Origin of the sequence: Streptomyces parvulus (assembly GCF_014648855.1) — a bacterium.
GTDB lineage: Bacteria > Actinomycetota > Actinomycetes > Streptomycetales > Streptomycetaceae > Streptomyces > Streptomyces parvulus.
This window is the reverse complement of record NZ_BMRX01000004.1, coordinates 277,519-298,444: the sequence shown is the minus strand read 5'-3', so window position 1 is coordinate 298,444 and position 20,926 is coordinate 277,519. Positions and strand designations below refer to the sequence as shown.

Below are 20,926 nucleotides of genomic sequence, written 5' to 3'. Positions count from 1 at the left end.
ACGCCGGTTCAGCTGCCCAGCACGGCCCGGAGTCCCGGCTGCAGCCGGTCGCCGTGGGCGCGGACCATGGCGTCGCACAGCTCCCAGATCCGCTCGACCGGCAGCGCCGCGGCCGTCGCCGGGTCGGTCATCGCGGCGTGCCTGATGCGGCGCGGGTCGTCCTCGATCGCGGCCCGCACCACGAGTTCGGTGGTGCTCAGGTACGTGCGGTTGAGGGCCGCCAACTGCGGGGGCAGCGCGCCGATCCGGGTGGGCTGGATGCCCGAGGCGTCCACCAGGCAGGGCACTTCGACCGCGCCGTGGGCGGGGAGGTTGTCGATGAGGCCGTGGTTCGGCACGTTGCCGTAGACCGTGCGGGGCGTGCCCGTCACGATGCTGTGGATGATCTGCGGGGCGTACTCCATGGTGCCCTCGACGGTGAGCGGCGCGCCGCAGGCCAGCGCGTCCCGGGTGCGCTCGTACTCGGCCACGTTCTCGTCCACGATGTCCAGGTAGGCGCCGACGGGCAGCCGCAGCCGCTCGATCTCGCCGTCGTGGTGCAGGTACCAGGGGACGTACTCGCAGGAGTGCTCGCTGGTCTCCGTCGGGTACGCGCCGAGGCGCCGGTACATGTCGACGCGCACCCGCCGGCGCAACTGCCCGTCCTCGGCGATCAGGGCGTCGAGGCGCGGGTACAGGTCCTCGCCCCCGTGCTCCAGACGCAGCACCCACGCCTGGTGGTTGACGCCCGCCGCCCGATAGGTGACCTCCTCGTAGGGGACCTTGAGCAGCTCGCACAGGCCCTGGACGGTCCAGTACACCGAGTGGCACAGGCCGACCACCCGGGTCAGGCCGGTCGCCTCGGCCAGGTACTGGACGTTCATCGCCATCGGGTTGGTGTAGTTGAGCAGCCAGGCGTCCGGGCACAGTTCGGCGATGTCCCGGCCCAGCTCCCGCAGCAGCGGGAAGGTACGCAGGGCGCGGAAGATCCCGCCGACGCCGAGGGTGTCGCCGATGGTCTGGCGCAGCCCGTACCCGGCCGGGACCTCGAAGTCGGTGCGCGTCGCCTCCCGCATGCCGACCTGCACGATGTTGATGACGAAGTCGGCGCCGGCCAGGGCCTCGCGGCGGTCGGCGTGGGCGGTGACGCGGGGGCGGGCGCCGCGTTCGGCGGCGATGTACTCGGCGGCGGCCCGCGCGGTGGACAGGCGCTCCGGGTCGATGTCGTGCAGCGCGATGTGCGCGGACTTCAGCTCGTCGAACGCGAAGAGGTCGGCGAGCAGGCCCTGGGTGAAGACGACGCTGCCTGCGCCGACGAAGGTGATCTTGGGGGCGGTCGGCTGGGCGGTGCTCATGCGGGGTTCTTTCCGTTGCGGGTGACCTGGGCGAACGCTTCGTCCCAGGTGGGCTGGGCGGTGGTGCCGCCGTGGGCCCGGGTTGACAGCGCGCCGCAGACGGCGGCGAACCGTACGGCGTCGGGCAGGGCGAGCCCGGCGAGGACGGCGGCGACGAAGCCGGCGTCGAAGCTGTCGCCCGCGCCGACCGTGTCGACGGGCCGTGCCGGGACGCCCGGCACGGTGAGCAGGACGTCACCGTCGTGGCACAGGGCGCCCTCGGCCCCGTTCTTGACGACGACCGTCGGTCCCCGCTTCGCGAGGGTGGCGGCGGACTCGCCGGGGCCGGCGGTGTCGAGTCCGGCGAGCCGCCGCGCCTCGGCCGCGTTGGGCAGCAGGTAGTCGGTGTGGGCGAGTACGGCGTCGAGACCGGGCGGGTCCCAGCGCCCCGAGGGGTCGTCGTTGGTGTCGAGGGACGTGGTCGCGCCGTGCGAGCGCGCGGTGCGCAGCAGGCCGGGCAGACCGGCGGCGAGACCGGGCAGCAGGAAGTACGAGGCGGCGTGCACGTGACGCACCGAGGCCAGCAGGTCTCCGGGCACGTCGGCGGCCGTCGTGGACCGGAGCGTGCCCGGCGCGGTCACGATGGCCCGGTCCCCGTCGGGCCGGGTCAGCACCACGGTGAGCGGGGTGGGCAGCGTCGGGTCGGTGTGCAGGGCGGTGGTGTCGACGCCGTGCGCGCGCAGGCCGTCCCGCATGTAGCGGCCCGCGTCGTCGTCGCCGACCCGTCCGGCGAACGCCACCCGCAGATCGAGGCGGGCCGCGCCGCACGCCATGATCGCGGCGGAGCCGCCGAGGGTGAGGGCCCCGTCGGACACGAGTTGTTCGCGCTGCCCGAAGGCGAGCGGGGCGTCCAGCGGCCCGAGGACGACGTCGGGATTGGCGTCGCCGACGACGAGCAGGTCGAAGGTGTGCGGCATGGGTCTTCCCTGGGATGACGGAGGGGGCGGTGGCGGGGCGGGACGTGTCGGGACGTCAGCCCTTGAGGCCGCTGGAGGTGATCGACTGGATGAAGGTCTTCTGCGCGCCGAGGAAGGCGAGCAGCACCGGGAGCACGGTGATGACGTTGCCGGCCATCACCGCCGCCCACTGGGTGTGGTGCTGTCCCTGGAAGGTGGTCAGGCCCAGTTGCAGCGTGTACTGCGTGTCGTGGTTGATCGCGATGAGCGGCCAGGTGAGGTCGTTCCAGGTGGTGAGGAAGGTGAGCACGGCCACGGTGCTCAGCGCCGGCCGCGACAGCGGCAGCACGATGCGGAACAGCACCCGCAGCCGGGAGCAGCCGTCGATCCAGGCCGCCTCCTCCAGCTCCCGCGGCAGCGAGAGGAAGAACTGCCGCAGCAGGAAGACCGCGAAGGGCGTGACCAGCGACGGCACGATCAGCGCGCCCAGGGTGTCGATCAGCCCCAGCTTCTTCATCACCAGGAACGTGGGGATCATCGTCAGCTGGAACGGCACCGCCATGGTGGCCAGCATCAGCCCCAGCATCACCTTGGACCCCGCGAACCGCATCCGGGCGAAGGCGTATCCCGCGAGCGAACCGAGGACGAGGTTCGCCGCGACGGTCACGGCGGAGACGATCAGCGAGTTGGCGAACCAGCGCGGGAACATCGCGTTGCCCAGCACGTAGCGGTAGCCGCCGAGATCGATGCCGGACGGCCACAGGGCGGGCGGGAAGCGGTTGATCTCCGCGTTGCTCATCACGGAACTCAGCAGCAGCCAGACCAGCGGTACGGCGAAGGTCAGGGCGAGCGGCGCGAGCAGCAGGTGCCACGGACTGAACGGGAGCCGCGGCCGGCGCCGCCGGGTCGCGGCGGGCTGTGCCGCGAGGGCGCGCACGGTGCCGGGCCGGGTGGAGGTCGCCGTCATGATCGGGCCCCTTCGAGACGGTGGCGTCCCCGACGCCGGACGATGCGGACGGCCCCGGCGGCCAGCCCGAGGGCGACGGCCAGGACGTAGGCGGCCGAGGCCCCGTATCCGGCGGTGGCGTTCTTGAACGCCTGCTCCCAGATGAAGTAGACGATCACTGTGGTCGAGCCGAGCGGACCGCCCTTGGTGGTGACGTAGACGAGGTCGAAGACCTGGAGCGACTGGATGGTCTGCCACACCACCAGGAAGACGGTGACCGGCGTGAGGGTGGGCAGCGTGACGTGGCGCAGCAGGTGCCGGCGGCCCGCGCCGTCGAGACGGGCCGCCTCGATCAGGGACTGCGGAACGTCCTGGAGGGCGGCGAGGTAGACGACGACACAGAACCCGGTACCGCTCCACAGCGTGATCGCCACCAGCACCGGCAGAGCCTGGGAGGGGTCCGAGAGGAACCCCTGCGACGAGACGCCGAGGCGGTGCAGCACCGAGTTGGCCGCGCCGAACTCCGGGTCCAGGATGAAGGAGAACAGCACGCCCTGCGCGGTCGCCGACAGGACGAACGGCACGAAGATCAGGGTCCGGTACAGGCCCACCAGACGGATCCGCCGGTTGAGCACCAGGGCGAGGAGCAGGCCGAAGAACATGCTCAGCGGCACGTACAGGACCGTGTAGAGCAGGGTGTTGCGGACCGCCTGGCTGAAGTTCGGGTCCTGGGCGAGGGCGCGGTAGTTGTCGAGGCCGACCCAGCGGCTCGGCGTCACCAGGTCGCTGGCCTGGAAGGACAGCAGCAGCGACCAGACGACGGGCACGATGCTCAGTCCGAGGACGATCAGGACGGCCGGCGAGACGTAGGCCCAGGCGGTGCCCGACTCGCGCCGGCGCTTGCGGCGCAGGGCCGGCGGCTCGGGCGCCGGGCCCGCGACGGTGATGGGTTGGGGGAGGCGCGGCATGGCGGTGTGGCTCCTCAGCGCGGTATGAGCAGGGCGGCGTTGGCGTCGTCGGCGCAGGCGCGCAACGCCTTCTCCGGGGTGGCCCGCCCGAGGAGCACGGCGACGATCGCCTGCCCCAGCGCCTGCGAGACCTCCGGGTACGCCGGGTGGACGGGGCGCACCCGCGCCGTCTCCAGTGCCTTGGTGAACACGGCCAGGCCCTCGGTGCGGGCGACCTTGTCGCGCCAGGCGGGCAGGGCCTCGGTGCGGCGGCTGAGCGGCAGGCTGCCGGCCTCGACGTCCCAGCGGACGTCCTGCTCGGGCCGGTTCAGCCAGCCCAGGAAGGTGCGGGCGGCCCGGGACCGCGCCTCGCCGTTGTCGAACACGGTCCAGGTGTCGGGCCCCGAGATGGTGACCGGGCGGCCGCTGAAGGTCGGCAGGGGAGCGACGTGGTAGTCGATGCCCGCGTGCTCGATGTCGGGCAGCTGCCAGGGCCCGGTGACCGCCATGCCCATCCGGCCGGAGAGGAACACCTGGTACATCTGCTCGCTGCCGGGCTTCGGGTCGACGTAGACGCTGCGGTCGCGGACCAGACCGGCCACCACCTCCAGCGCGCGGGTGCCGCTGTCGGCGAAGCCGATGCCCTTGCCCCCGTCGTCCACCACGTCGCCGCCGAGGTCCCAGATCATCGGCCACAGGCGCCAGACGGTGTCCTCGTCGCCGGTGCCGGGCCAGCCGGTGCCGAAGCGGCCCCGGCCCTGGTCCGTGAGGCGCCGCGCGCGGTCGGTGAACTCCCGCCAGGTCCAGCCGGCCTCCGGCAGCGGCAGTCCGGCCTCGCGGAACAGCTTCCTGTTGCACACCACGGCGAGCGAGTCGAGCAGCGCGGGGGCGGCCCGGACCCGGCCGTTGACCGTCACGGCCTCCCGCGCCGCCGCCCAGTGGCTCTTCCACGGCACGGCGGCGCCGTGCACCGTCTCGGTGAGATCGACGACCTGCGGGCTGCGGGCCACCCGTGCCAGGTCCGATCCGAAGATGTAGGCGATGTCCGGGTAGGAGCCGGCGGCGAGCGCGGCGGTCACCTTCTGGAGCATCACGTCGGACAGCACCCCGCCGCCCAGCGACACCTTGATGCGCGGGTGACCGCGCTCGAAGTCGGCCACCAGGCCCTGGAGGACCTTCTTCGCGGTGTCGGCCTGGCCGTGCCACATCTCGATGGTGACCGTGCCGTCGGGGCCGACCCCGTCGTCCGCGCCGGCTCCGCAGCCGGCGAGCGCACCGCCGGCGGCCGCCGCGAGGACCGCTCCCGAGCCCGAGCGCAGCACCCTCCTGCGGGAGGGGCCGACGGCACGTCGGACCGCATCCATCTGTACCTCCAAGGACTGGCCGTCGGGTGAAGTCAGCAGGTCTCGCGGACGTAGGAGCTGCTGCCCTTCGGCGAGACGTCCAGGTCGCGCCGTACGATGCTCAGCGTGTCGCCGAACCCGGAGCACGCCTTCCTCAGGCCCGCGGCGGTGTACTCGACGACGATCACGTGGTCGCCGAACTCGGCCGTGTAGTCCCCGCACTCGTCCCACTCGCCGCACTCCTCGGCGACCGCGAAGTCCAGACCGTTGGCGACGCGGTTCCCGGCGAGTTCGACGGTGTTCTTCTGCCCGATGGCCAGTCCTCCGGCGTGCGCGCGCTCGGCGAGCAGCTTGACGAAGGCCTGGGCGTCGGCGGCGTCCAAGAGATTCTTCGAGCGGGTGTAGCTGTCGTAGTTGTCCGGCTCGACGGCCTGGAAGCCCTTGTCCGCGCAGGCGTCGATCCAGGTACCGACCTTGTCGGCGATGCGCCGGCGCTTGTCGGCGGTGCGGGTGTCGAGCAGGGCCTCCTTCCACTCGGTGTCGTAGACGACCTTCCCCGCGCCGTCGCGCAGCAGCAGGTCGTCGTCCCACTCGCCCTCGGCGCCCCGCTGGGCCTGGAAGGCGTTGACGTAGCAGATGTTGTAGAGGCCCGCGGCGGGGGAGGCCGTGTGGTCGCGGCTGACCACCCGTACGCCGGAAGGCGGGGTGTAGGCGCCGCCGATCTGGTAGTCGAAGCCGGCGCCGGCCGGGGGCGGGGCCGGTACCGCGGCCTCGGCGGGGGTGCTGCCTGGGACGAGGGCGGCGGCGGTGGCGAGGACGGCGGCGGCGCAGACGCCCGCCAGCACCGGCTTCTTCTTCGAGGTGTGCACCTGCGTGCGGCTCATGGTTCGAGCTCCGGAGGATGGTGGGCACGGCCCCGCCTCGGACGCGCTCGGCCGTCCTGGCGACTCAGTCCGGGCTCCTGGCGTCGGGCCAGCTACCGGCTGGGCGTACCTCTGCCGCCGATCGCGTGGCATCGGCGTTGACCGGGAGTAAATCGACCGGGTCCAGGCTCTGTCAAGGGTTCGAATCGAGAGAGCGGGTGCTTGAAGCTGATCGAAGAGGCTCTGTTCGGTGCAGAATCAATCATCATGCGTCGGTGGGCGGATCGCCGGGAACGATGGGAGCGAGCCAGGTCGGAGCCCTGATCACCGGGTGGCCGCGAGGCTGGTAGCGTCGCGTGGTCGCGGCGGGCGGCGCGAGAGAGGTGTCGGTGCGTGGGAGAGCGGCAGGACCGAGAGTGGGTGGCGATGACACCCGGCGACTTCGACCGGGACGCCCCGCTGGTCCTCAACGTGGGCACCGGTCCCGCCACCGTGCCGGCCGAACCCGACGAGTACGGCACCGCCCCGCTGTTCGGGGAGGAGGCGCCCGCACCCGGCTCCCGGCCCCGCGGCCGGCGGGGACGGTCCGCACCCGCCCAGGAGCGGCTGTTCTGACCGTCCCCGCCGGGAGTCAGGTGGCGGGCACCTCGTCCACGAAGCCCGTTCCGGCGTTCCGGTAGCCGGCGACCTTCGCGGCGACCTGGGCCGGGGTGAGCACCTGGTCCTTGACGTGCAGGACGTAGTCGACCTGCTGGTCGTAGGCGCGCGGGGCCGTCGACGTCTGGCCGTTCAGGTCGATCAGCCACTGGTTGAAGTTGATCGACATCGGCCGCTCGGGCAGGTACTGCGCGTCATGCGTGCCGAAGTGCTGCCCGTCCACGTAGTACGTGATGGCGCTGTCGTCGATCGTGACGACCAGGTCGTGCCAGCCCGCGTAGCTCCGGCGCTGCTCCGAGTGCTGGTTGACGGCCTGCCAGGGTTCCGGGTTGTAGGTCTCCCAGGACGTCGTGTAGAGGATGTTCGCCGGTTCGCCCCAGCCGCCGTTCGGCAGGTACTCGAAGTCGTACTCGGCGTAGTCGTCGGCCATCGGGGCCTTGAGGTCGTTGATGGTGAAGAACGTCTGCACCAGGTGGTCGCCGTCGGGCCCCGACTTGGGCGCGTCGGAGAACTTCACGCGCGCGGCGTAGGTGCCGTTCCTGAACTTCGTGGCCCGGGTGAGGACCTCGGTGTGCGTGGTGGAGGCGCCGGTGCCGGCCGTGGAGGTCTCCAGGTTCATCACCGAATTGCCCCCGGCCGAGACGAAGGTGACCTTGGACGGGTCCCAGGTGGCCCCCGGGACGCCGGGCCCACCGGAGTTGGCCCGCACGTTCCAGCCGTGCGCGGAGATGGCCGGGTCGGTGTGCGAGCTGTAGTCGAAGTCGTCGAACAGTGACTGTCCGCCACCCGGCGGGTCGGTCGGATCGGTCGGATCGGTGGGGTCGGTGGGGTCGGTGGGGTCGGTGGGGTCGTTGCCCTCGGGGGCCGCGCCCCACACGGTGGCACCGGCGAGCTGGGCGGTGACCTTGTCCCAGTTAGCGTACGAGGTCTGGGCGCCGTTGAAGGAGTAGTCGTCGCTCTGCCGCAGGGTCTGCCAGTTCGCCCGGTGGAAGCGCAGTTGGAGGTCGCCGGTGTCCGCGCCGGGGGCCAGGGTGCCGGCCGCCTGGGTGAAGCCGATCTCCAGGTAGCGGTCGGCCGTCGCCGTCGGGTTGCCCAGCGTGCCGAACGTGCCGGTGACGACCGAGCAGCCGCGCACCGCCCAGGAGCAGGCGAAGCGGTACGTGTCGCTCGGCGAGTCGGCCTTGAAGTAGTAGCGGACCTTCACCTGGCTCAACTGCACCGGGGAGGAGCCGGTGTTGCGGACCTTGAGCCAGGGCTCGGTCTGGTCCGCGGTGGCTCCGCCCGCGCTCGTTCGGTACTGGACGCTCAGGCCGTCCGCCGCCGCGGGGGCGGCCTGGGCCGGGAGGGCGGTCAGCACACCGCCGCCCAGGAGGGCCGCGAGGGCGAGCGCCAGTCGGGCGCGCCCGGGGCCGGGCCGGCCGGTGGATCGGCCGGTGGGTCGGTTGCTCATCCGGAGTCCTTTCCGCAGGGCTCCCGCCGGTGCGGGAGCGTGGGGGGTGTGAGGTCGGTGGGGTGCGGCGCCGGCACCCGGGCCGGCGCCGCGGCGTGCGGGACGCCGAGGGCGTCCAGCCGGGCCCGGTGACCGGCCAGCCGGGCCGTGAAGTCCCGCCAGCCGTACGCGCCGTCCCAGACCCGCTCGGCGAGCGCGCACAGCCGCGGGTAGGTGAGGTACTCGACGTGTTCCGGCGTGGGGACGAACTCCGTCCACAACTGGCCCTGGGCGCCCAGCACCCGGGACGCGGCCCCGGGCTCGGGCGGCGCCAGGTCGACGTCGTACACCGCGCGCAGGTCGACGAACCCGCCGGGCTGGCCGGGCGGTTCACCGGCGCCGGGGCCGCGCGGGTAGTCGAAGTACGTGGCCCGGTGGTCGGCGTGCACCACCTCGTGCCCGCGCCGTGCCGCGGCGTGCGCGTGGGCGGGCTCGCGCCAGCTCATCACCGTGCACTCCAGCGGGAGGGTGACGCCGTTCTCGGCCCACACGACCGGGCGGCGGCCCGCGCGCACCACGTGCTCGGACATGCGGGAGATGAACCAGGGGTGCAGCGCGCGGGGCCCGGGCAGCCCTTCCGCGGCGGCCCGGGCCCGCGCCGCCGCGCTGCGCTCCCACTCGACCGTGGGGCACTCGTCGCCCCCGAGGTGGACGTACGGGGAGGGGAAGACGTCCATGACCTCGTCGAGGACGGTGCGGAAGAAGTCGAGGACGTGGTCGTCGGTGCCGAGGACGTTCTCGCACACCCCCCAGTGGGTCCACACGTCCAGGCGCCGGCCGGGGTCCGTGCCCAGTTCGGGGTGGGCGGCCAGGGCGGCCCGCACGTGCCCGGGCACGCCGGTCTCCGGGAGCACCCGCACGCCGCGCTCGGCCGCGTACGCGACCAGGTCCCGCAGCTCCGCCCGGGTGTACGCACCGCCGTGCGGCACGCCGTCGAAGCGGTCGGTGCCGGCGGGACCGGCCATCGACTCCGTGCGCACCCCGCCGACCTCTGTGAGCCGCGGGTACGCGGCCACCGGCATCCGCCAGCCCTGGTCGTCGGTGAGGTGGAGGTGGAAGACGTTCAGCTTGTGCAGCGCCATCAGGTCGACGTACCGCCGCAGGTAGGACACCGGCTGGAAGTGCCGGGCCACGTCGAGCATGGAGCCGCGCCAGGGGTGCCGGGGAACGTCGGTGATCTCCACGGCGGGCAGGTCCCACGGCACGCCGCGCACCGGCTCTCCGGACAGGGCGTCGTACGGCAGGAGTTGCCGCACCGTCTGCACGCCGTGCAGCAGCCCGGCCGGGTGGGCGGCGCGCAGGAGGACGCCCTGCGGGCTGACGGTCAGGCCGTAGCCCTCCTCACCGAGGCCGGTCAGGGCGGGGTCGAGGGCGAGGACGAAGGCCCCGTCGGCGGAGGCCGGCAGCGGCAGGCCTGTGGCCGGGGCGAGGAGGGAGCGCAGCAGGGCGGCCGCCGGTCCGGCCCCGGGCGTGACCCGCAGCCGGGTCGTCTCGTCGAGGCGGAAGCGGCCGGAACGGGTGGACAGGCGTCGGGGGCGGGGCACGAGGGCCAGTTCGGGGCGTGGCAGGTCCACGGGGCGGCTCCGGGGGTCGGGCGGGGACGCGGCGGGTGGGGGAGGGCGGTGGGCGGCCGTGCGCGGTCAGCCCTTGACGCCTCCCGAGGCCAGCCCCGCCGTCACATGGCGCTGCAGGGCGAGGAAGACCACCAGGGCGGGGAGGGCGAAGAGCGTGGAGGCCGCCATGGTGGCGCCCCAGTCGGTGCCGAACGTCGACTGGAACGAGGACAGCCAGACCGGCAGCGTGCGGCTGTCCTGCTGCTTGATGATGAGGAAGTTGGCGTAGGTGAACTCGTTCCAGGCGGTGATGAAGCCGAAGAGCGAGGTCGCCATCAGACCGGGCGCCAGCAGCGGGAAGGCGACCTTGCGGAACGCGGCGGCCCGGGTGCAGCCGTCGACCTGCGCCGCCTCCTCCAGTTCGGGCGGGATGCCGGCGATGAAGCCGCGCAGCACGACCACCGTGAACGGCAGCGTGATCATGAAGTAGACGAGGGTCAGCGTGGGCAGGCGGTCGAGCATCCCCGTGTCGCGGGAGATGATGTAGATCGGGATGATCAGTGACTCCCAGGGCGCCATCTGCGCGATGAACACCGCCAGCATGAACTGCCGCCGCCCGCGCCAGCGCATCCGCGCCACGGCGTAGGCGGCGCCGAGGGCGACCAGCAGGGCGAGGAGCACGGCGCTCAGGGTGACCAGGACGCTGTTGCGCCAGAACAGCGCGAACCCGTCGGCCCCGACGGCCCGCCGGAAGTGGTCCAGCGTCCACGCGCCGGGGATCAGCCGGGGGTCGTACGACTGGATGTCGGTGGACGGCTTGAGGGCGGTCGTGACCATCCAGTACACGGGGAACAGGCAGACCAGGACGGTGAACAGGGCCGCCGCGTTGAGCGGCAGCCGGCGCAGCGCGCGGCGGGGCGCGCGAGGCGGCGAGGGGCGCGGGACGCTCACAGCTGCTCGCCCTCCTGACGGAAGAGTTGACGGAAGTACAGGACGAGGACGCCGCTCATCAGCAGCACCGTGAGCATCGAGGCGGCCGAGCCCAGGTCGTAGCGCTGCCCGGAGAGCGCGGTCTGCACGGCGTACACCGGCAGGATGGTGGTGGCCTCGCCGGGGCCGCCCCGGGTCATCACCCAGATCTGCACGAACGCCTTGAACGTCCAGATGACCTCCAGCGACAGGACCAGCATGAAGATCGGCCGGATCAGCGGGAACGTGACGGAGCGGAAGACGCGCGTGCCGCCCGCGCCGTCCATCCGCGCCGACTCGTACAGCTCGGCCGGCACGGTGACCAGCGCCGAGTAGAGCGTGATCGCGGCGAACGGCACGGACTGCCAGACGATCAGCACCACCACGATGGCGAACGCGGTGCCGCCGTGCGCGAACCAGGTGTATCCCTCGTACGAGTCGAGGCCGAGGCCGGTCAGGGTCTCGTTGACGATGCCGAACTCGGAGTGGAACAGCCACTGGAACACGGTGGTGGCCGCGACCACGGGGACCGCCCACACCAGCACCAGGGAGCTGAGAACCACGGTCCTGGCCACCCTGCCCAGCCGCTCGGTCATCAGCGCCACCAGGGTCGACAGGACCATGATGGCGACCACGCAGACCGCCATGAAGACGAAGGTGCGCCGCACCACCTCCCAGAACTCCGGGTCGCCGAGCAGCGTCCGGTAGTTGCGCAGGCCCACGAACTCGGCGTCGCCGAGGATGAGCTGGCGCAGCCGGAAGTCCTGCACGGAGATGAGCAGGGCGCGGCCCAGCGGATAGAGCAGCAGGTACAGCATGCCGAGCACGGCGGGCGCGACCAGCAGGTACGGCCACGGCGTGCCCCGCCCCGCCCCGCCGGGCCCGCGGGGGGAGCCGGCGGGGGTGGCCGGACGGCGGCGGGCCGCCTCGCGCGGCACGCTCCGCTCACGGACGGTCGACACGGTGTCTCCTGTCCCTCGGGATCGTCGGGGTCGTCGGGGTGGCGGTCAGGAGTCGCTGTTGAGGGTGTCGGTGATGGTCCGGGAGGCCTTCGCGGCCCCGGACGCGGGGTCCTCACCGGTGAGCACGGCGGTCATGTACTCCTTGACCGGGTTCTTGGCCTCGACCGCGGCCCACTGCGGGGTGTTGGGGGTGGCGTGTCCGTTGACGGCGCCGGCCGCCATGGCCGCGGTGCCCGGGTCGCCGGCGACGGCGTCCGCCAGGGTGGTCTTGTTCGGCACGTAGCTCATCGCGACCGCGAGCTTCTTCTGCCAGGCGTCGCCCGTCAGTTCCCGGATGAGGGTGAACGCCTCCTCCTGGTGCGCGGCGACGGCCGGGACGACCAGGTCGGAACCGCCGGTGAAGACCGCGCCGGGCCGGTCGGCGGTCTTGCCGGGAATCGGGAAGAAGCCGAGCTTGCCCTTGAGTTCGGGGTTCTTCTCCTCGATGACCTTGGCACCGCCGGGGACGGCGATGATCTGGGCGACCTGGCCCTTGGCCATCACCTCCGCCTGCGGCGGCTGGGACTCGTCGGAGTCCTTGGGGCCCTTGCCGAGGGCCTGGAGGCGCTGGTAGAAGTCCATCGCCCGCAGCGCCTCGGGGCTGTCCAGGCCGCCCTTCCAGCCGCCGCCGGACTTCACGGCCAGGTCGCCCCCCTCGTCCCAGACGAAGCCCGACAGGACGTACCAGTTCTGCCCGGGCAGGTAGATCCCCTGGGTGCCGCCCGCGTCGAGCTTGCGGGTGGCGGCGATCCACTGGTCCCGGGTCCTGATGGAGGCGGGGTCCACGCCCGCCTTCTCGAACAGGTCGGTGCGGTGGATGACGACCCGGTTGGCCGCGTAGTAGGGGATGCCGTACTGCTTCCCCTCGTACGCCCCGGGCTCCGCGAGCCCCTTCAGCCAGGCGCCGCCGCCCAGTTCGTCCACCCGGTCCGAGAAGTCGGTGAGGCCGCCGCTCTGCGCGTACTGGGCCACCTGGGTGTTGCCGACCTCGATGACGTCGGGGGCGTCGTTGCTGGCCAGGGCGGCCGTGACCTTCTCGCCGATGCCCTCCCACTCCTGGATCTGGATCTTCAGGTCGATCTCGGGGTGGGCCTTCTCGAAGCCCGTCTCGAACTCCTGCTGGAAGCCGGCCGAGACACTGTCGCGCATGAGCCACACGTCGAGCGCGGTCCGGCCGGTGCCGGCGTCGTCGGAGGAGCCGCCCGAGGAGCAGGCGGCCAGCCCGGCACCGAGCACCAGCGTGGAGAACAGGGCGAGGGAGCGGTACTTCACGGTTCACCTCTGGGAGAGCTGGAAGGGAGACGCACCCACACTTGACCAGTAAGGGGCGCAGGGCTTACCAGTCGGTGTGGGACGAAGGTGGCATGGACCAATGAGGGCGTCAACCCCTCGTGTATGTACGCAAGTTCAGCCGCCGCACCTCGATCGGTGGCTGGATCACGGCAGAGGTGGACAGGTAAGCTCGGCTGACCAGCAGACCAGTTACGGGAGTACCGCATGGAGATCGACGCCGCCGCCTCCGGGGCGGTGCTCAAACGCGAGCGCGTCCGGGACGCGATCCTGGAACTCATCGAGGAGCGGCACCCGGGGGATGCCATCCCCTCCGAGCGCACCCTCTGCGCCGAACTGGGCGTGTCCCGGCCCACGTTGCGGGCGGCGGTCGACGAACTGGTGGTCGCCGGACTGCTGGTGCGCGAGCACGGCCGGGGCATGTTCGTCGCCGCCGAGAAGATCACCCAGGAACTGGTCTCGGACCGCCGCGCCTTCAGCCTCCCGCAGGCCGCGGGCGCCTGGACCAGCCGGCTCCTGGAGGTCCGCACCCTGCCCGCGGGCGCGCGGGTGGGGCGCAAGCTGCGCATGTCGCCGGCGGCGCGGATCCACTACGTGGCCCGGCTGCGGCTGGTCGACGGGGCGCCGATGGCCATCGAGTACCTGCACGTCCCGGCCGACCTCGTGGCCGACCTGACCAGTGAGGAACTGGAGCAGGGCGACCTCTACGCGCACCTGGCCGAGCGCCACGGCGTCCGGGTCAGCGAGGCCGTCCAGTCGATCGAGCCCACCGTGGTCACCCGGGCCGAGGCCGACCTCCTCGACGTCCCCGAACTCTCCCCGGCGCTCCTCTTCGAGCGCCTGACCACCGACACGGCGGGCCGCCCCGTCGAGTACGTGCACTCGCTCTACCGGGGCGACCGCTACCGCATCGTCTCCCGCCTCACCCTGGGCCCGCGCGACCAGCTACCGCCGCCGGGGCAGGGCCAGGGCCCGGGACAGGGACACCATCCGGGCATCCCGCCGGGCGACTTCACCACCAAGGACCCCGTCACGCTCTCGACCCGCGGGGTGGTGCAGGACGGCATGTAGACACGGGGACGGCTGACCCTCCGGTGCGCGGAGTTGCTCGGAATGGCTTTGTATCGAGCACGTGTTGACATGTCAGGGCTGACGCCGCAGAGTCATGCCCCGACAGTGCTCGACAACGCCCGTCCGCGCCCCCACCGTGCAGCCGACCGCCCACGAGGAGTGTTGCCGTCATGTCCGAAAAGCCCGCTGTCTCACGCCGACTGCTGCTGGGCTCCGCCGTCGCCACCGGCGCGGCCGCCGCCGGGATGACCGCGGCCGCCCCGTCCGCCTCGGCCGCGGACCAGGCGCCCCGCCGCCGGCCCGGTCAGAAGTCGATGATCGGCGTGCCCTTCGAGCCCCGCAGAACCGTCCGCGTCGGCGTCATCGGCCTCGGCAACCGGGGCGGCGGCATGATCACCGGCTGGGCCGCCGTACCCGGCTGTACGGTGACAGCCGTCTGCGACATCCGCGCCGACCGCGCCAAGAGCGCCGCCGACCGGCTGGCGGGCAAGGGCCACCCGCGCCCCGCCGAGTACGGCGGCTCGGCCGACGCCTACGCCCGTATGCTCCGGCGCGACGACATCGACCTCGTGTACATCGCCACCCCCTGGGAGTTCCACTACGAGCAGGGCAGGGCCGCGCTGCTCAGCGGCAAGCACGCCCTGGTCGAACTGCCCGTCGCGACGGAACTGCGCCAGCTCTGGGACCTGGTCGACACCTCCGAGCGCACCCGCAGGCACCTGCTCCTGTCGGAGAACTGCAGCTACGGCCGCAACGAACTGGCGATGCTGAAGGCCGCCCACGACGGCCTGTTCGGCGACATCACCAACGGCCACGGCGGCTACCTCCACGACCTGCGTGAACTCCTCTTCTCCGACACGTACTACACCGACTCCTGGCGCCGGCTCTGGCACACCCGCAGCACCGCCTCCTTCTACCCGATGCACGGCCTGGCCCCCATCGCCGCGGCCATGGACGTCAACCGCGGCGACCGCATGACCACCCTGACCGCGACCTCGACCGCGCCGAAGGGCCTGGCCGACTACCGGGCGCGCTTCGTCCCGCGCGACCACCCGTCGTGGAAGGAGACCTACATCAACGGTGACCTGGTCACCTGCATGATCGAGACGGCGCGGGGCCGGACCATCCGGGCGGAGCACGACGTCAGTTCGCCCCGTCCCTACAGCCGGATCAACACCCTCGCCGGCAGCCGGGGCATCGTCGAGGACTACGCCGGACCCGCCCCGACCGGCGCCCGGATCTACGTCGAACCGGACCACAGCGGCCACACCTGGCGGGACTTCGAGACCTACCGCAAGGAGTACGACCACTGGCTGTGGCAGAAGGTCGGCGACGACGCCGCGAACAACGGCGGCCACGGCGGCATGGACTACGTCCTCCAGTGGCGCCTGGTCCAGCTCATGCGGGTCGGACTGGTACCGGACATCGACGTCTACGACTCGGCCGCCTGGTGCGCGCCGGTCCCGCTGAGCGCCGCCTCGCTGGACAGGGGCGGCCGCCCGGTCGAGATCCCCGACTTCACCCGGGGCGCCTGGCGCGAGCGCAGGCCCGGCCTTGACTCGACACCCACCGAGATGCCGCCCGCACGCTGAACCCCCGTCCGCCGTATCCCGGTCCGCGTCAGCGGTCCCGCACCCGGCCCAGCTCCGCCAGCGCCCGGGCCGCGGTGCGGGCCAGCCGCGGCCGGTCGCGCACGAAGCGCCGGGCGGCCCGCACCGGCTCCCGGCGCAGCCGGTGCACGGCGCCGCCCGGCCCGGGGACCACCACCGCACCCTCGTACACCCGCAGGTCCCGGGTCTTGAACGACTCCTTGTAACGGGCCGGACCGCTGCCCAGGTCCACCGCCTCGATCCCCTCCGCGGCCGCCGCCTCCAGCATCCGCAGCAACAGCAGCAGCCCGGGGGAGTACCTGCCGTACGCGGGGTCGTACGCCGGGAACCACCAGGACAGGACCGTGGGCGAGCGCAGCCCGAAGTGGGCGGCCACGGGCCGGCCGCCGGCGTACAGCACCGACAGCACTCCGCGGCACCCCGGATCCTCGCCGCGGGCGAGCAGTTCCACCAGCCGGGTGATCCACTCCTGAGCGAAGCGGTCGCGCCGGCCGGTGCGCCGGTACTGCGCGGACTTCCAGCGCATGAGCGTCCGCAGGGCCCCGGGGTCGGCTTCGTCGTACTCGAAGCGGACCTCCCCGGCCTGCCGGGCGAGTCTTCGCTCCTTGGCGAGGGTCTGCTTCAGGAAGCCGGGCGACCCGGCGCGCAGGCCCCGCGCGTAGTGCTCGAAGCCCTCGTCCAGGTCGACGACCGGCGAGGCCAGCACCTCGGCCGTGTGCGGGAGGAAGACGTCCTGCCCCGACTCCAGGTTGTCGAACTCCCACGACGAGAGCGCACAGGCCCGCAGCAGTGCCCGGGCGTCCGGCCGGACGCCGTCCCGCAGCACGGCGCCCTGGCTGTCCGACACCCCGAGCCCGATCGCCCGCCCCTGGCCGGCGAAGCCGCGTTCGTAGGGGAAGTAGCCCACCGGGACGCCGTCCTCCCGCAGGACGGCCACCTCGGCCCGCGGTCTGACCAGCCCCACCGCCGACGTGAACACCGGGTCCAGGAACGGGTTCGCCGGTGCCCCGGAGGCGGCCCTGATCTCCCGCCAGATCTTGTGGTCGTCCGCGCCGAGCCGCCCCGGCCCGATCACCTCTACGCGCCTGTCGGACACGCGCCTGCCTCCTGCGTCGTCGTGACTGGGGACACCCGGAAGGCCTGCCGGACAGCGCGTCGCCACGGGCGGTACGCCGTGAGCGCCGTGCAGACCTGGTCGGTACCGCCCTCAGCAGCGAAACGTCTGGAGTTCGCGCACGTCCCGGGCGCCGGCGCCGGCCGGCCCTCCGGGGGACGGACACGGACGGCGGCTCCGCGTCCCGTCCGGCAGCCGCGCGTCGGCCCGCGCGGCGCGGGCGGTGCCCCGGTCGTCGGCGCCCGACGGCCCCGCGGCCCTCGGCGCCCGTACGGCGGCATGGCGGTGGGCGGATTCCCCCTCGCCGGGGCCCGCCTCCCCGGCGGTCTCGGTCACCGCGGCGACCGCCACCCGGGCAGGGTCGGCGGGGGACTCGGCGAGTGCGGAGGAGCCGGGGGCGAGGAGGAACAGCAGCGCCCACGCCAGCAGTACCGCCGCCGCTGCCCGTGGACGCCGCACTCTCGGACTCCTGACCTCAGTCCCGGCCGGGGCGGACGCACGGGCCGACATTGGTCCAGTCCCCCGAAGACGTCCAGGTGTGCCTCCAGTAGGCCGAGCGCGCCCCGTCGCGTCAAGACCGTGCCGGGCGAACCGGTCCCCGGAGACCGGCGCGGGGACGTCGTGCTCCGTTGCCGGTTCGCACCGCGCGTCTACATCCGGTGGACGCGGGCCGCAGGCGCTACCGGGCCAGGATCTCCCGCGGGCCCATGACGACGACCGGTTCCTTGTCCGGGTCCACGGCGGTCAGCAGGGCGCGCATGTGCTCCTCGTCCAGGGACACGCAGGCGTTGGTGGGACCGCCGTGGTCGACGTGGATCCAGACGCCGCCGCCCGCGTCCTCGCCCTGCGGGCGGGTCAGGTCCAGCGGGGTGGTGCCGGGGACCCGGTTGTAGTCGATGGCGATCACGTAGTCGAAGGACCCCTCCAGCGGCTCGCCCAGGTGCCCGGTGCCCGACACGGCGAACTCGGGGTCCTGGTCGTAGGGGAGCAGGCTGCCCGGGTCGGGCAGCCTGCCGCCCGCGTCGCTGAGCCCGAAGACACCGATGGGCGAATGGAGGTCGCCCGCCTCGTGGTCCTCGGTCCACCCGCGCAGCCCGTTGTGGGCGGGCCAGGGGCCGGCGACCGCCCGCCAGCCCTGCGCCGGGTACTGCTCGTAGAGCACCACCTCGGCCTGCGACGACGTCTCGTTCTCGCCGGTGACCACCAGGGCCTGCCGCGTACCGGCCGGCACCAGGTCCCGCATCACCGGCCCGACCCCCGGCAGGGGGCGGGGGAAGTGGCGCGGGGGAGCGGGCAGGGGAGAGGCGTGCCGTGCCGTGGGAGTGCCGGGCGCGTGCGCGTCCTGCAGGGAGGCGTCCGCGTGCTGCCGGGCGCAGCCGGTCCCCAGCGCGCCGGTGCACAGGACAGCGCCGATCACCAGGGCCAGGCATTTCCTGACGGTCATATCGATCTCCGACTCCGTATGTGGACTACTCATAGCTAGACCACTTCCGGAACCGGGGTGTCCGCTCGGCCCGCCGTCTCCCCCGGATGGCGCAGAACGGACCCGCGCGGCGGCCTTTCCGGGCCCTCGTACGCAACATCGTTGCCGCTCACACCCCTTACTCACTGGTGGGGCCCGGACATGCCGTGTAGCGTCAGCAGCAGATGTCGTGGTTCGCCCAGACCGCCCGCCCCGGAGTGCGGGCGGTTTGCTGTGCAATGCCGGAGGACCAGGACGACCACCTCCGGGTTCGCGCGGTGCGGATCCGATAACGGCTGAAAGGCAAAAGGCATGGCCAGCGGAACTGTCAAGTGGTTCAACTCTGAAAAGGGCTTCGGCTTCATCGCGCAGGACGGCGGCGGTCCCGACGTCTTCGCGCACTACTCCAACATCAACGCCCAGGGCTACCGCGAGCTCCAGGAAGGCCAGGCCGTCACCTTCGACATCACCCAGGGCCAGAAGGGCCCGCAGGCGGAGAACATCACCCCCGCCTGATCCGGCGGACCGCCGAACGGGGCAGGGCGCCCGGAGACCATGAGTTTCCGGGGGCCCTGCCCTGTGGCATACCGTCAGGCCGCCTCGCGCAGGAAGCCGAGCAGCGCCGCCGTCAGCTCGGCGGGGGCGTCCTCCTGGACCAGGTGGCCCGCCCCGCCGATCGGCTCCCACCGTGCCCCGGGCACGAGACCGGCGAGTTCCCGTCCCTTGGCCACGGGGATCCAGGCGTCGTCCTCACCCCAGCAGATCAGCGTCGGTACGCCGATCCGGGGGTAGCGGTCCTGGATCTCGTCGGTGTGGCGCTGGTCCGCCTGGGCGATCTGCCGGTAGAAGGCGGGCTGCCCCGACTCGCCGAGCCAGGGGCCCACGAGCTCGTCCAGCACCGCCGGGTGCAGCCCGGGACCGCCGGAGGACCCCACGTACTCGCGCACCAGGGCCCCGTGGAGCGCCGGCGGCAGCTGCTCGAAGACCTCGGCGTGGTCGCGGACCAGCCGGAAGAACGGCGACCCCCAGGGCGCCAGCGCCACCGGGTCGACCAGGGCCAGCGCCCGGTACGGGACCCCGTGCAGCAGATGCGCCCGCAGCGCGACGGCGCCCCCGAAGTCGTGCGCCACCACCAGGGGCTCCGTCAGCCCCCAGTGGTCCAGCAGTTCGGTGAGGACCCGGCCCTGCGCCGCGAGCGACACGTCCTGGCCGGCGAACTTCTCCGACCTCCCGTAGCCGGGCATGTCCCACACGAACACCCGGTACGCAGGCGCGAGCGAACGGGCCACCGCACGCCAGACGTACGACGAGAACGGCGTGCCGTGCAGGAGCACCACCGGGCGGCCGTCCGCGGGACCCAGCCGGTTCCAGCGGACGGTGCCCGAGGCGCTGCGGAACGATTCGGGCAGCTGCCAGGACGACATCGGCGGGTGCTCCTCCCGGTCGGGCGCGCCGCGCCGTCCACGGGACGCGGCGCGCGTGGTGTCACGGCTTGCGGGCGAGGCCGCCGTGTTCGCCGATGGGCTCCGGGGCGGGGCCGCCGGCCTCCGGACGCCAGAGGGTGACCGGCACGACGCCCGGCTCCACCAGCTCGAGCCCGTCGAAGTATGCCGTGATCTGGTCGACGGTACGCAGGATGTAGGGCACCGCGCCGCTCTCGTTGTACGCGTCCTGCGCCCGCTCGAACTCCGGGTCCGTGCCGCGCGACCCGTCGTTGACGGAGAGGTAGCTGCCGGACGGCAGGGCGCCCATCAGCCGGGTGACGAGGGCACGCGCCCGGTCGTACTCGGCGACGTGGCCGAGGATGTTGCTGAGGATGAGGGCGACGGGGCGCTCGAGGTCCAGCGTCTCGGCGGCCGCCGCGAGGACGGTGTCCGCGTCGAGCACGTCGGCGTCGATGTAGTCGGTCGCGCCCTCCGGGGTGGAGTAGAGCAGCGCACGGGCGTGGGCGAGGACCATCGGGTCGTTGTCCACGTAGACGATGCGGGTCTCGGGCGCGAGGCGCTGGGCGACCTCGTGGGTGTTGTCGGCGGTGGGCAGGCCGGTGCCGATGTCGAGGAACTGCCGGATGCCCGCCTCGGCGACCAGGTGGGTGATGTTGCGGCGCAGGAAGGCGCGGCTGCTGCGGGCGATGGTGACGATGCCCGGGAAGACGGCCGTGTACGCGTCCCCGGCCTCCTCGTCGACCGGGTAGTTGTCCTTGCCGCCCAGCCAGTAGTTCCAGATGCGGGCCGAGTGCGGCACCGTAGTGTCGATCTTCTGCTGTACCGAGTGACCGGGCGTCGTCGCGGGCTCGTTCATCGTGGCGGTCCGTCTTTCAGCCGAGGCGTGGATGTCGTCCC

At 72.7% G+C, this 20,926-nt stretch carries 20 protein-coding genes; 4 read left to right on the top strand and 16 right to left on the bottom strand.

What is annotated here, in order from left to right; translation table 11 throughout:
• Nucleotides 1–8: 8 nt before the first annotated feature.
• From IE108_RS09195 to IE108_RS09170, 6 genes are read right to left on the bottom strand one after another with little or no spacing between them, the layout of a single operon-like run.
• Entirely contained in the window at nucleotides 9–1,334 is a 1,326-nt protein-coding gene (locus IE108_RS09195; RefSeq protein WP_064731337.1) for an alpha-glucosidase/alpha-galactosidase, read from the bottom strand.
• A complete protein-coding gene (locus tag IE108_RS09190) occupies nucleotides 1,331–2,290 on the bottom strand; it encodes a carbohydrate kinase family protein (RefSeq protein WP_064731338.1) in 960 nt (319 codons plus the stop codon). Before IE108_RS09190 ends, IE108_RS09195 begins: the two co-directional genes overlap by 4 nt.
• 55 nt (nucleotides 2,291–2,345) lie before the next feature.
• A complete protein-coding gene (locus IE108_RS09185; protein WP_064731339.1) occupies nucleotides 2,346–3,236 on the bottom strand; it encodes a carbohydrate ABC transporter permease in 891 nt (296 codons plus the stop codon).
• Complete coding sequence (locus tag IE108_RS09180; RefSeq protein WP_064731340.1) at nucleotides 3,233–4,183, bottom strand: carbohydrate ABC transporter permease; 951 nt, start codon at nucleotides 4,181–4,183, stop codon at nucleotides 3,233–3,235. The genes IE108_RS09185 and IE108_RS09180 overlap by 4 nt, the downstream gene beginning before the upstream one ends.
• 14 nt (nucleotides 4,184–4,197) lie before the next feature.
• Nucleotides 4,198–5,526, bottom strand: a complete 1,329-nt coding sequence (locus IE108_RS09175; protein ID WP_064731341.1) for an ABC transporter substrate-binding protein — start codon at nucleotides 5,524–5,526, stop codon at nucleotides 4,198–4,200.
• 32 nt (nucleotides 5,527–5,558) lie between these two features.
• Nucleotides 5,559–6,389 carry an endo alpha-1,4 polygalactosaminidase gene (locus tag IE108_RS09170; RefSeq protein ID WP_064731342.1) on the bottom strand — a complete coding sequence of 277 codons (831 nt, stop codon included), beginning with the start codon at nucleotides 6,387–6,389 and terminating at the stop codon, nucleotides 5,559–5,561.
• Nucleotides 6,390–6,761: 372 nt separating this feature from the next.
• Here IE108_RS09170 and IE108_RS09165 point away from each other — a divergent pair, with 372 nt between their 5' ends.
• Entirely contained in the window at nucleotides 6,762–6,983 is a 222-nt protein-coding gene (locus IE108_RS09165) for a hypothetical protein (RefSeq protein ID WP_064731343.1), read from the top strand.
• Between the two features lie 16 nt (nucleotides 6,984–6,999).
• Here IE108_RS09165 and IE108_RS09160 read toward each other — a convergent pair whose 3' ends face one another.
• The 5 genes from IE108_RS09160 to IE108_RS09140 all read right to left on the bottom strand — a co-directional run bounded on the left by IE108_RS09160 (nucleotide 7,000) and on the right by IE108_RS09140 (nucleotide 13,309).
• Entirely contained in the window at nucleotides 7,000–8,475 is a 1,476-nt protein-coding gene (locus tag IE108_RS09160) for a cellulose binding domain-containing protein (protein ID WP_064731344.1), read from the bottom strand.
• Nucleotides 8,472–10,088 (bottom strand): beta-N-acetylhexosaminidase, encoded by a 1,617-nt coding sequence (locus IE108_RS09155; protein WP_064731345.1) that lies wholly within the window; start codon nucleotides 10,086–10,088, stop codon nucleotides 8,472–8,474. The genes IE108_RS09160 and IE108_RS09155 overlap by 4 nt, the downstream gene beginning before the upstream one ends.
• A 66-nt stretch (nucleotides 10,089–10,154) precedes the next feature.
• A complete protein-coding gene (locus tag IE108_RS09150) occupies nucleotides 10,155–11,018 on the bottom strand; it encodes a carbohydrate ABC transporter permease (RefSeq protein ID WP_064731346.1) in 864 nt (287 codons plus the stop codon).
• Nucleotides 11,015–11,998 carry a carbohydrate ABC transporter permease gene (locus tag IE108_RS09145; protein ID WP_064731347.1) on the bottom strand — a complete coding sequence of 328 codons (984 nt, stop codon included), beginning with the start codon at nucleotides 11,996–11,998 and terminating at the stop codon, nucleotides 11,015–11,017. The genes IE108_RS09150 and IE108_RS09145 overlap by 4 nt, the downstream gene beginning before the upstream one ends.
• Before the next feature lie 45 nt (nucleotides 11,999–12,043).
• Nucleotides 12,044–13,309 (bottom strand): extracellular solute-binding protein, encoded by a 1,266-nt coding sequence (locus IE108_RS09140; RefSeq protein ID WP_064731348.1) that lies wholly within the window; start codon nucleotides 13,307–13,309, stop codon nucleotides 12,044–12,046.
• A 225-nt stretch (nucleotides 13,310–13,534) separates the two neighbouring features.
• Between IE108_RS09140 and IE108_RS09135 the strand changes: the two genes are divergently transcribed.
• The gene (locus IE108_RS09135) at nucleotides 13,535–14,398 is read left to right on the top strand and encodes a GntR family transcriptional regulator (protein WP_064731349.1); all 864 of its coding nucleotides are present in this window, start codon (nucleotides 13,535–13,537) and stop codon (nucleotides 14,396–14,398) included.
• Nucleotides 14,399–14,568: 170 nt separating this feature from the next.
• Nucleotides 14,569–15,990: a Gfo/Idh/MocA family protein gene (locus IE108_RS09130; protein WP_064731350.1), complete on the top strand. Its 1,422-nt coding sequence runs from the start codon at nucleotides 14,569–14,571 to the stop codon at nucleotides 15,988–15,990.
• A 28-nt stretch (nucleotides 15,991–16,018) separates the two neighbouring features.
• Here IE108_RS09130 and IE108_RS09125 read toward each other — a convergent pair whose 3' ends face one another.
• From IE108_RS09125 to IE108_RS09115, 3 genes are all read right to left on the bottom strand, one after another.
• Nucleotides 16,019–17,104, bottom strand: a complete 1,086-nt coding sequence (locus tag IE108_RS09125; protein ID WP_064731351.1) for a GNAT family N-acetyltransferase — start codon at nucleotides 17,102–17,104, stop codon at nucleotides 16,019–16,021.
• A 111-nt stretch (nucleotides 17,105–17,215) separates the two neighbouring features.
• Nucleotides 17,216–17,581: a hypothetical protein gene (locus IE108_RS09120; protein WP_064731352.1), complete on the bottom strand. Its 366-nt coding sequence runs from the start codon at nucleotides 17,579–17,581 to the stop codon at nucleotides 17,216–17,218.
• A 220-nt stretch (nucleotides 17,582–17,801) separates the two neighbouring features.
• Nucleotides 17,802–18,566, bottom strand: a complete 765-nt coding sequence (locus IE108_RS09115) for a hypothetical protein (protein ID WP_064731353.1) — start codon at nucleotides 18,564–18,566, stop codon at nucleotides 17,802–17,804.
• A 330-nt stretch (nucleotides 18,567–18,896) separates the two neighbouring features.
• On the opposite strand from IE108_RS09115, the gene IE108_RS09110 reads away from it, so the two are divergent.
• The gene (locus tag IE108_RS09110) at nucleotides 18,897–19,100 is read left to right on the top strand and encodes a cold-shock protein (protein ID WP_003978336.1); all 204 of its coding nucleotides are present in this window, start codon (nucleotides 18,897–18,899) and stop codon (nucleotides 19,098–19,100) included.
• Nucleotides 19,101–19,174: 74 nt separating this feature from the next.
• On the opposite strand, the gene IE108_RS09105 is transcribed toward IE108_RS09110, so the two are convergent.
• Both IE108_RS09105 and IE108_RS09100 read right to left on the bottom strand, forming a co-directional pair.
• Complete coding sequence (locus IE108_RS09105; protein WP_064731354.1) at nucleotides 19,175–20,008, bottom strand: alpha/beta fold hydrolase; 834 nt, start codon at nucleotides 20,006–20,008, stop codon at nucleotides 19,175–19,177.
• Between the two features lie 61 nt (nucleotides 20,009–20,069).
• The gene (locus tag IE108_RS09100) at nucleotides 20,070–20,885 is read right to left on the bottom strand and encodes an SAM-dependent methyltransferase (protein WP_064731355.1); all 816 of its coding nucleotides are present in this window, start codon (nucleotides 20,883–20,885) and stop codon (nucleotides 20,070–20,072) included.
• Nucleotides 20,886–20,926: the final 41 nt, after the last annotated feature.

Coding starts and splice junctions, on each gene's coding strand:
- IE108_RS09100 (WP_064731355.1), bottom strand. CDS start 20,885: ATGAACGAGCCCGCGACGACGCCCGGTCACTCGGTACAGCAGAAGATC.
- IE108_RS09195 (WP_064731337.1), bottom strand. CDS start 1,334: ATGAGCACCGCCCAGCCGACCGCCCCCAAGATCACCTTCGTCGGCGCA.
- IE108_RS09175 (WP_064731341.1), bottom strand. CDS start 5,526: ATGGATGCGGTCCGACGTGCCGTCGGCCCCTCCCGCAGGAGGGTGCTG.
- IE108_RS09105 (WP_064731354.1), bottom strand. CDS start 20,008: ATGTCGTCCTGGCAGCTGCCCGAATCGTTCCGCAGCGCCTCGGGCACC.
- IE108_RS09160 (WP_064731344.1), bottom strand. CDS start 8,475: ATGAGCAACCGACCCACCGGCCGATCCACCGGCCGGCCCGGCCCCGGG.
- IE108_RS09180 (WP_064731340.1), bottom strand. CDS start 4,183: ATGCCGCGCCTCCCCCAACCCATCACCGTCGCGGGCCCGGCGCCCGAG.
- IE108_RS09170 (WP_064731342.1), bottom strand. CDS start 6,389: ATGAGCCGCACGCAGGTGCACACCTCGAAGAAGAAGCCGGTGCTGGCG.
- IE108_RS09115 (WP_064731353.1), bottom strand. CDS start 18,566: ATGACCGTCAGGAAATGCCTGGCCCTGGTGATCGGCGCTGTCCTGTGC.
- IE108_RS09185 (WP_064731339.1), bottom strand. CDS start 3,236: ATGACGGCGACCTCCACCCGGCCCGGCACCGTGCGCGCCCTCGCGGCA.
- IE108_RS09110 (WP_003978336.1), top strand. CDS start 18,897: ATGGCCAGCGGAACTGTCAAGTGGTTCAACTCTGAAAAGGGCTTCGGC.
- IE108_RS09135 (WP_064731349.1), top strand. CDS start 13,535: ATGGAGATCGACGCCGCCGCCTCCGGGGCGGTGCTCAAACGCGAGCGC.
- IE108_RS09190 (WP_064731338.1), bottom strand. CDS start 2,290: ATGCCGCACACCTTCGACCTGCTCGTCGTCGGCGACGCCAATCCCGAC.
- IE108_RS09130 (WP_064731350.1), top strand. CDS start 14,569: ATGTCCGAAAAGCCCGCTGTCTCACGCCGACTGCTGCTGGGCTCCGCC.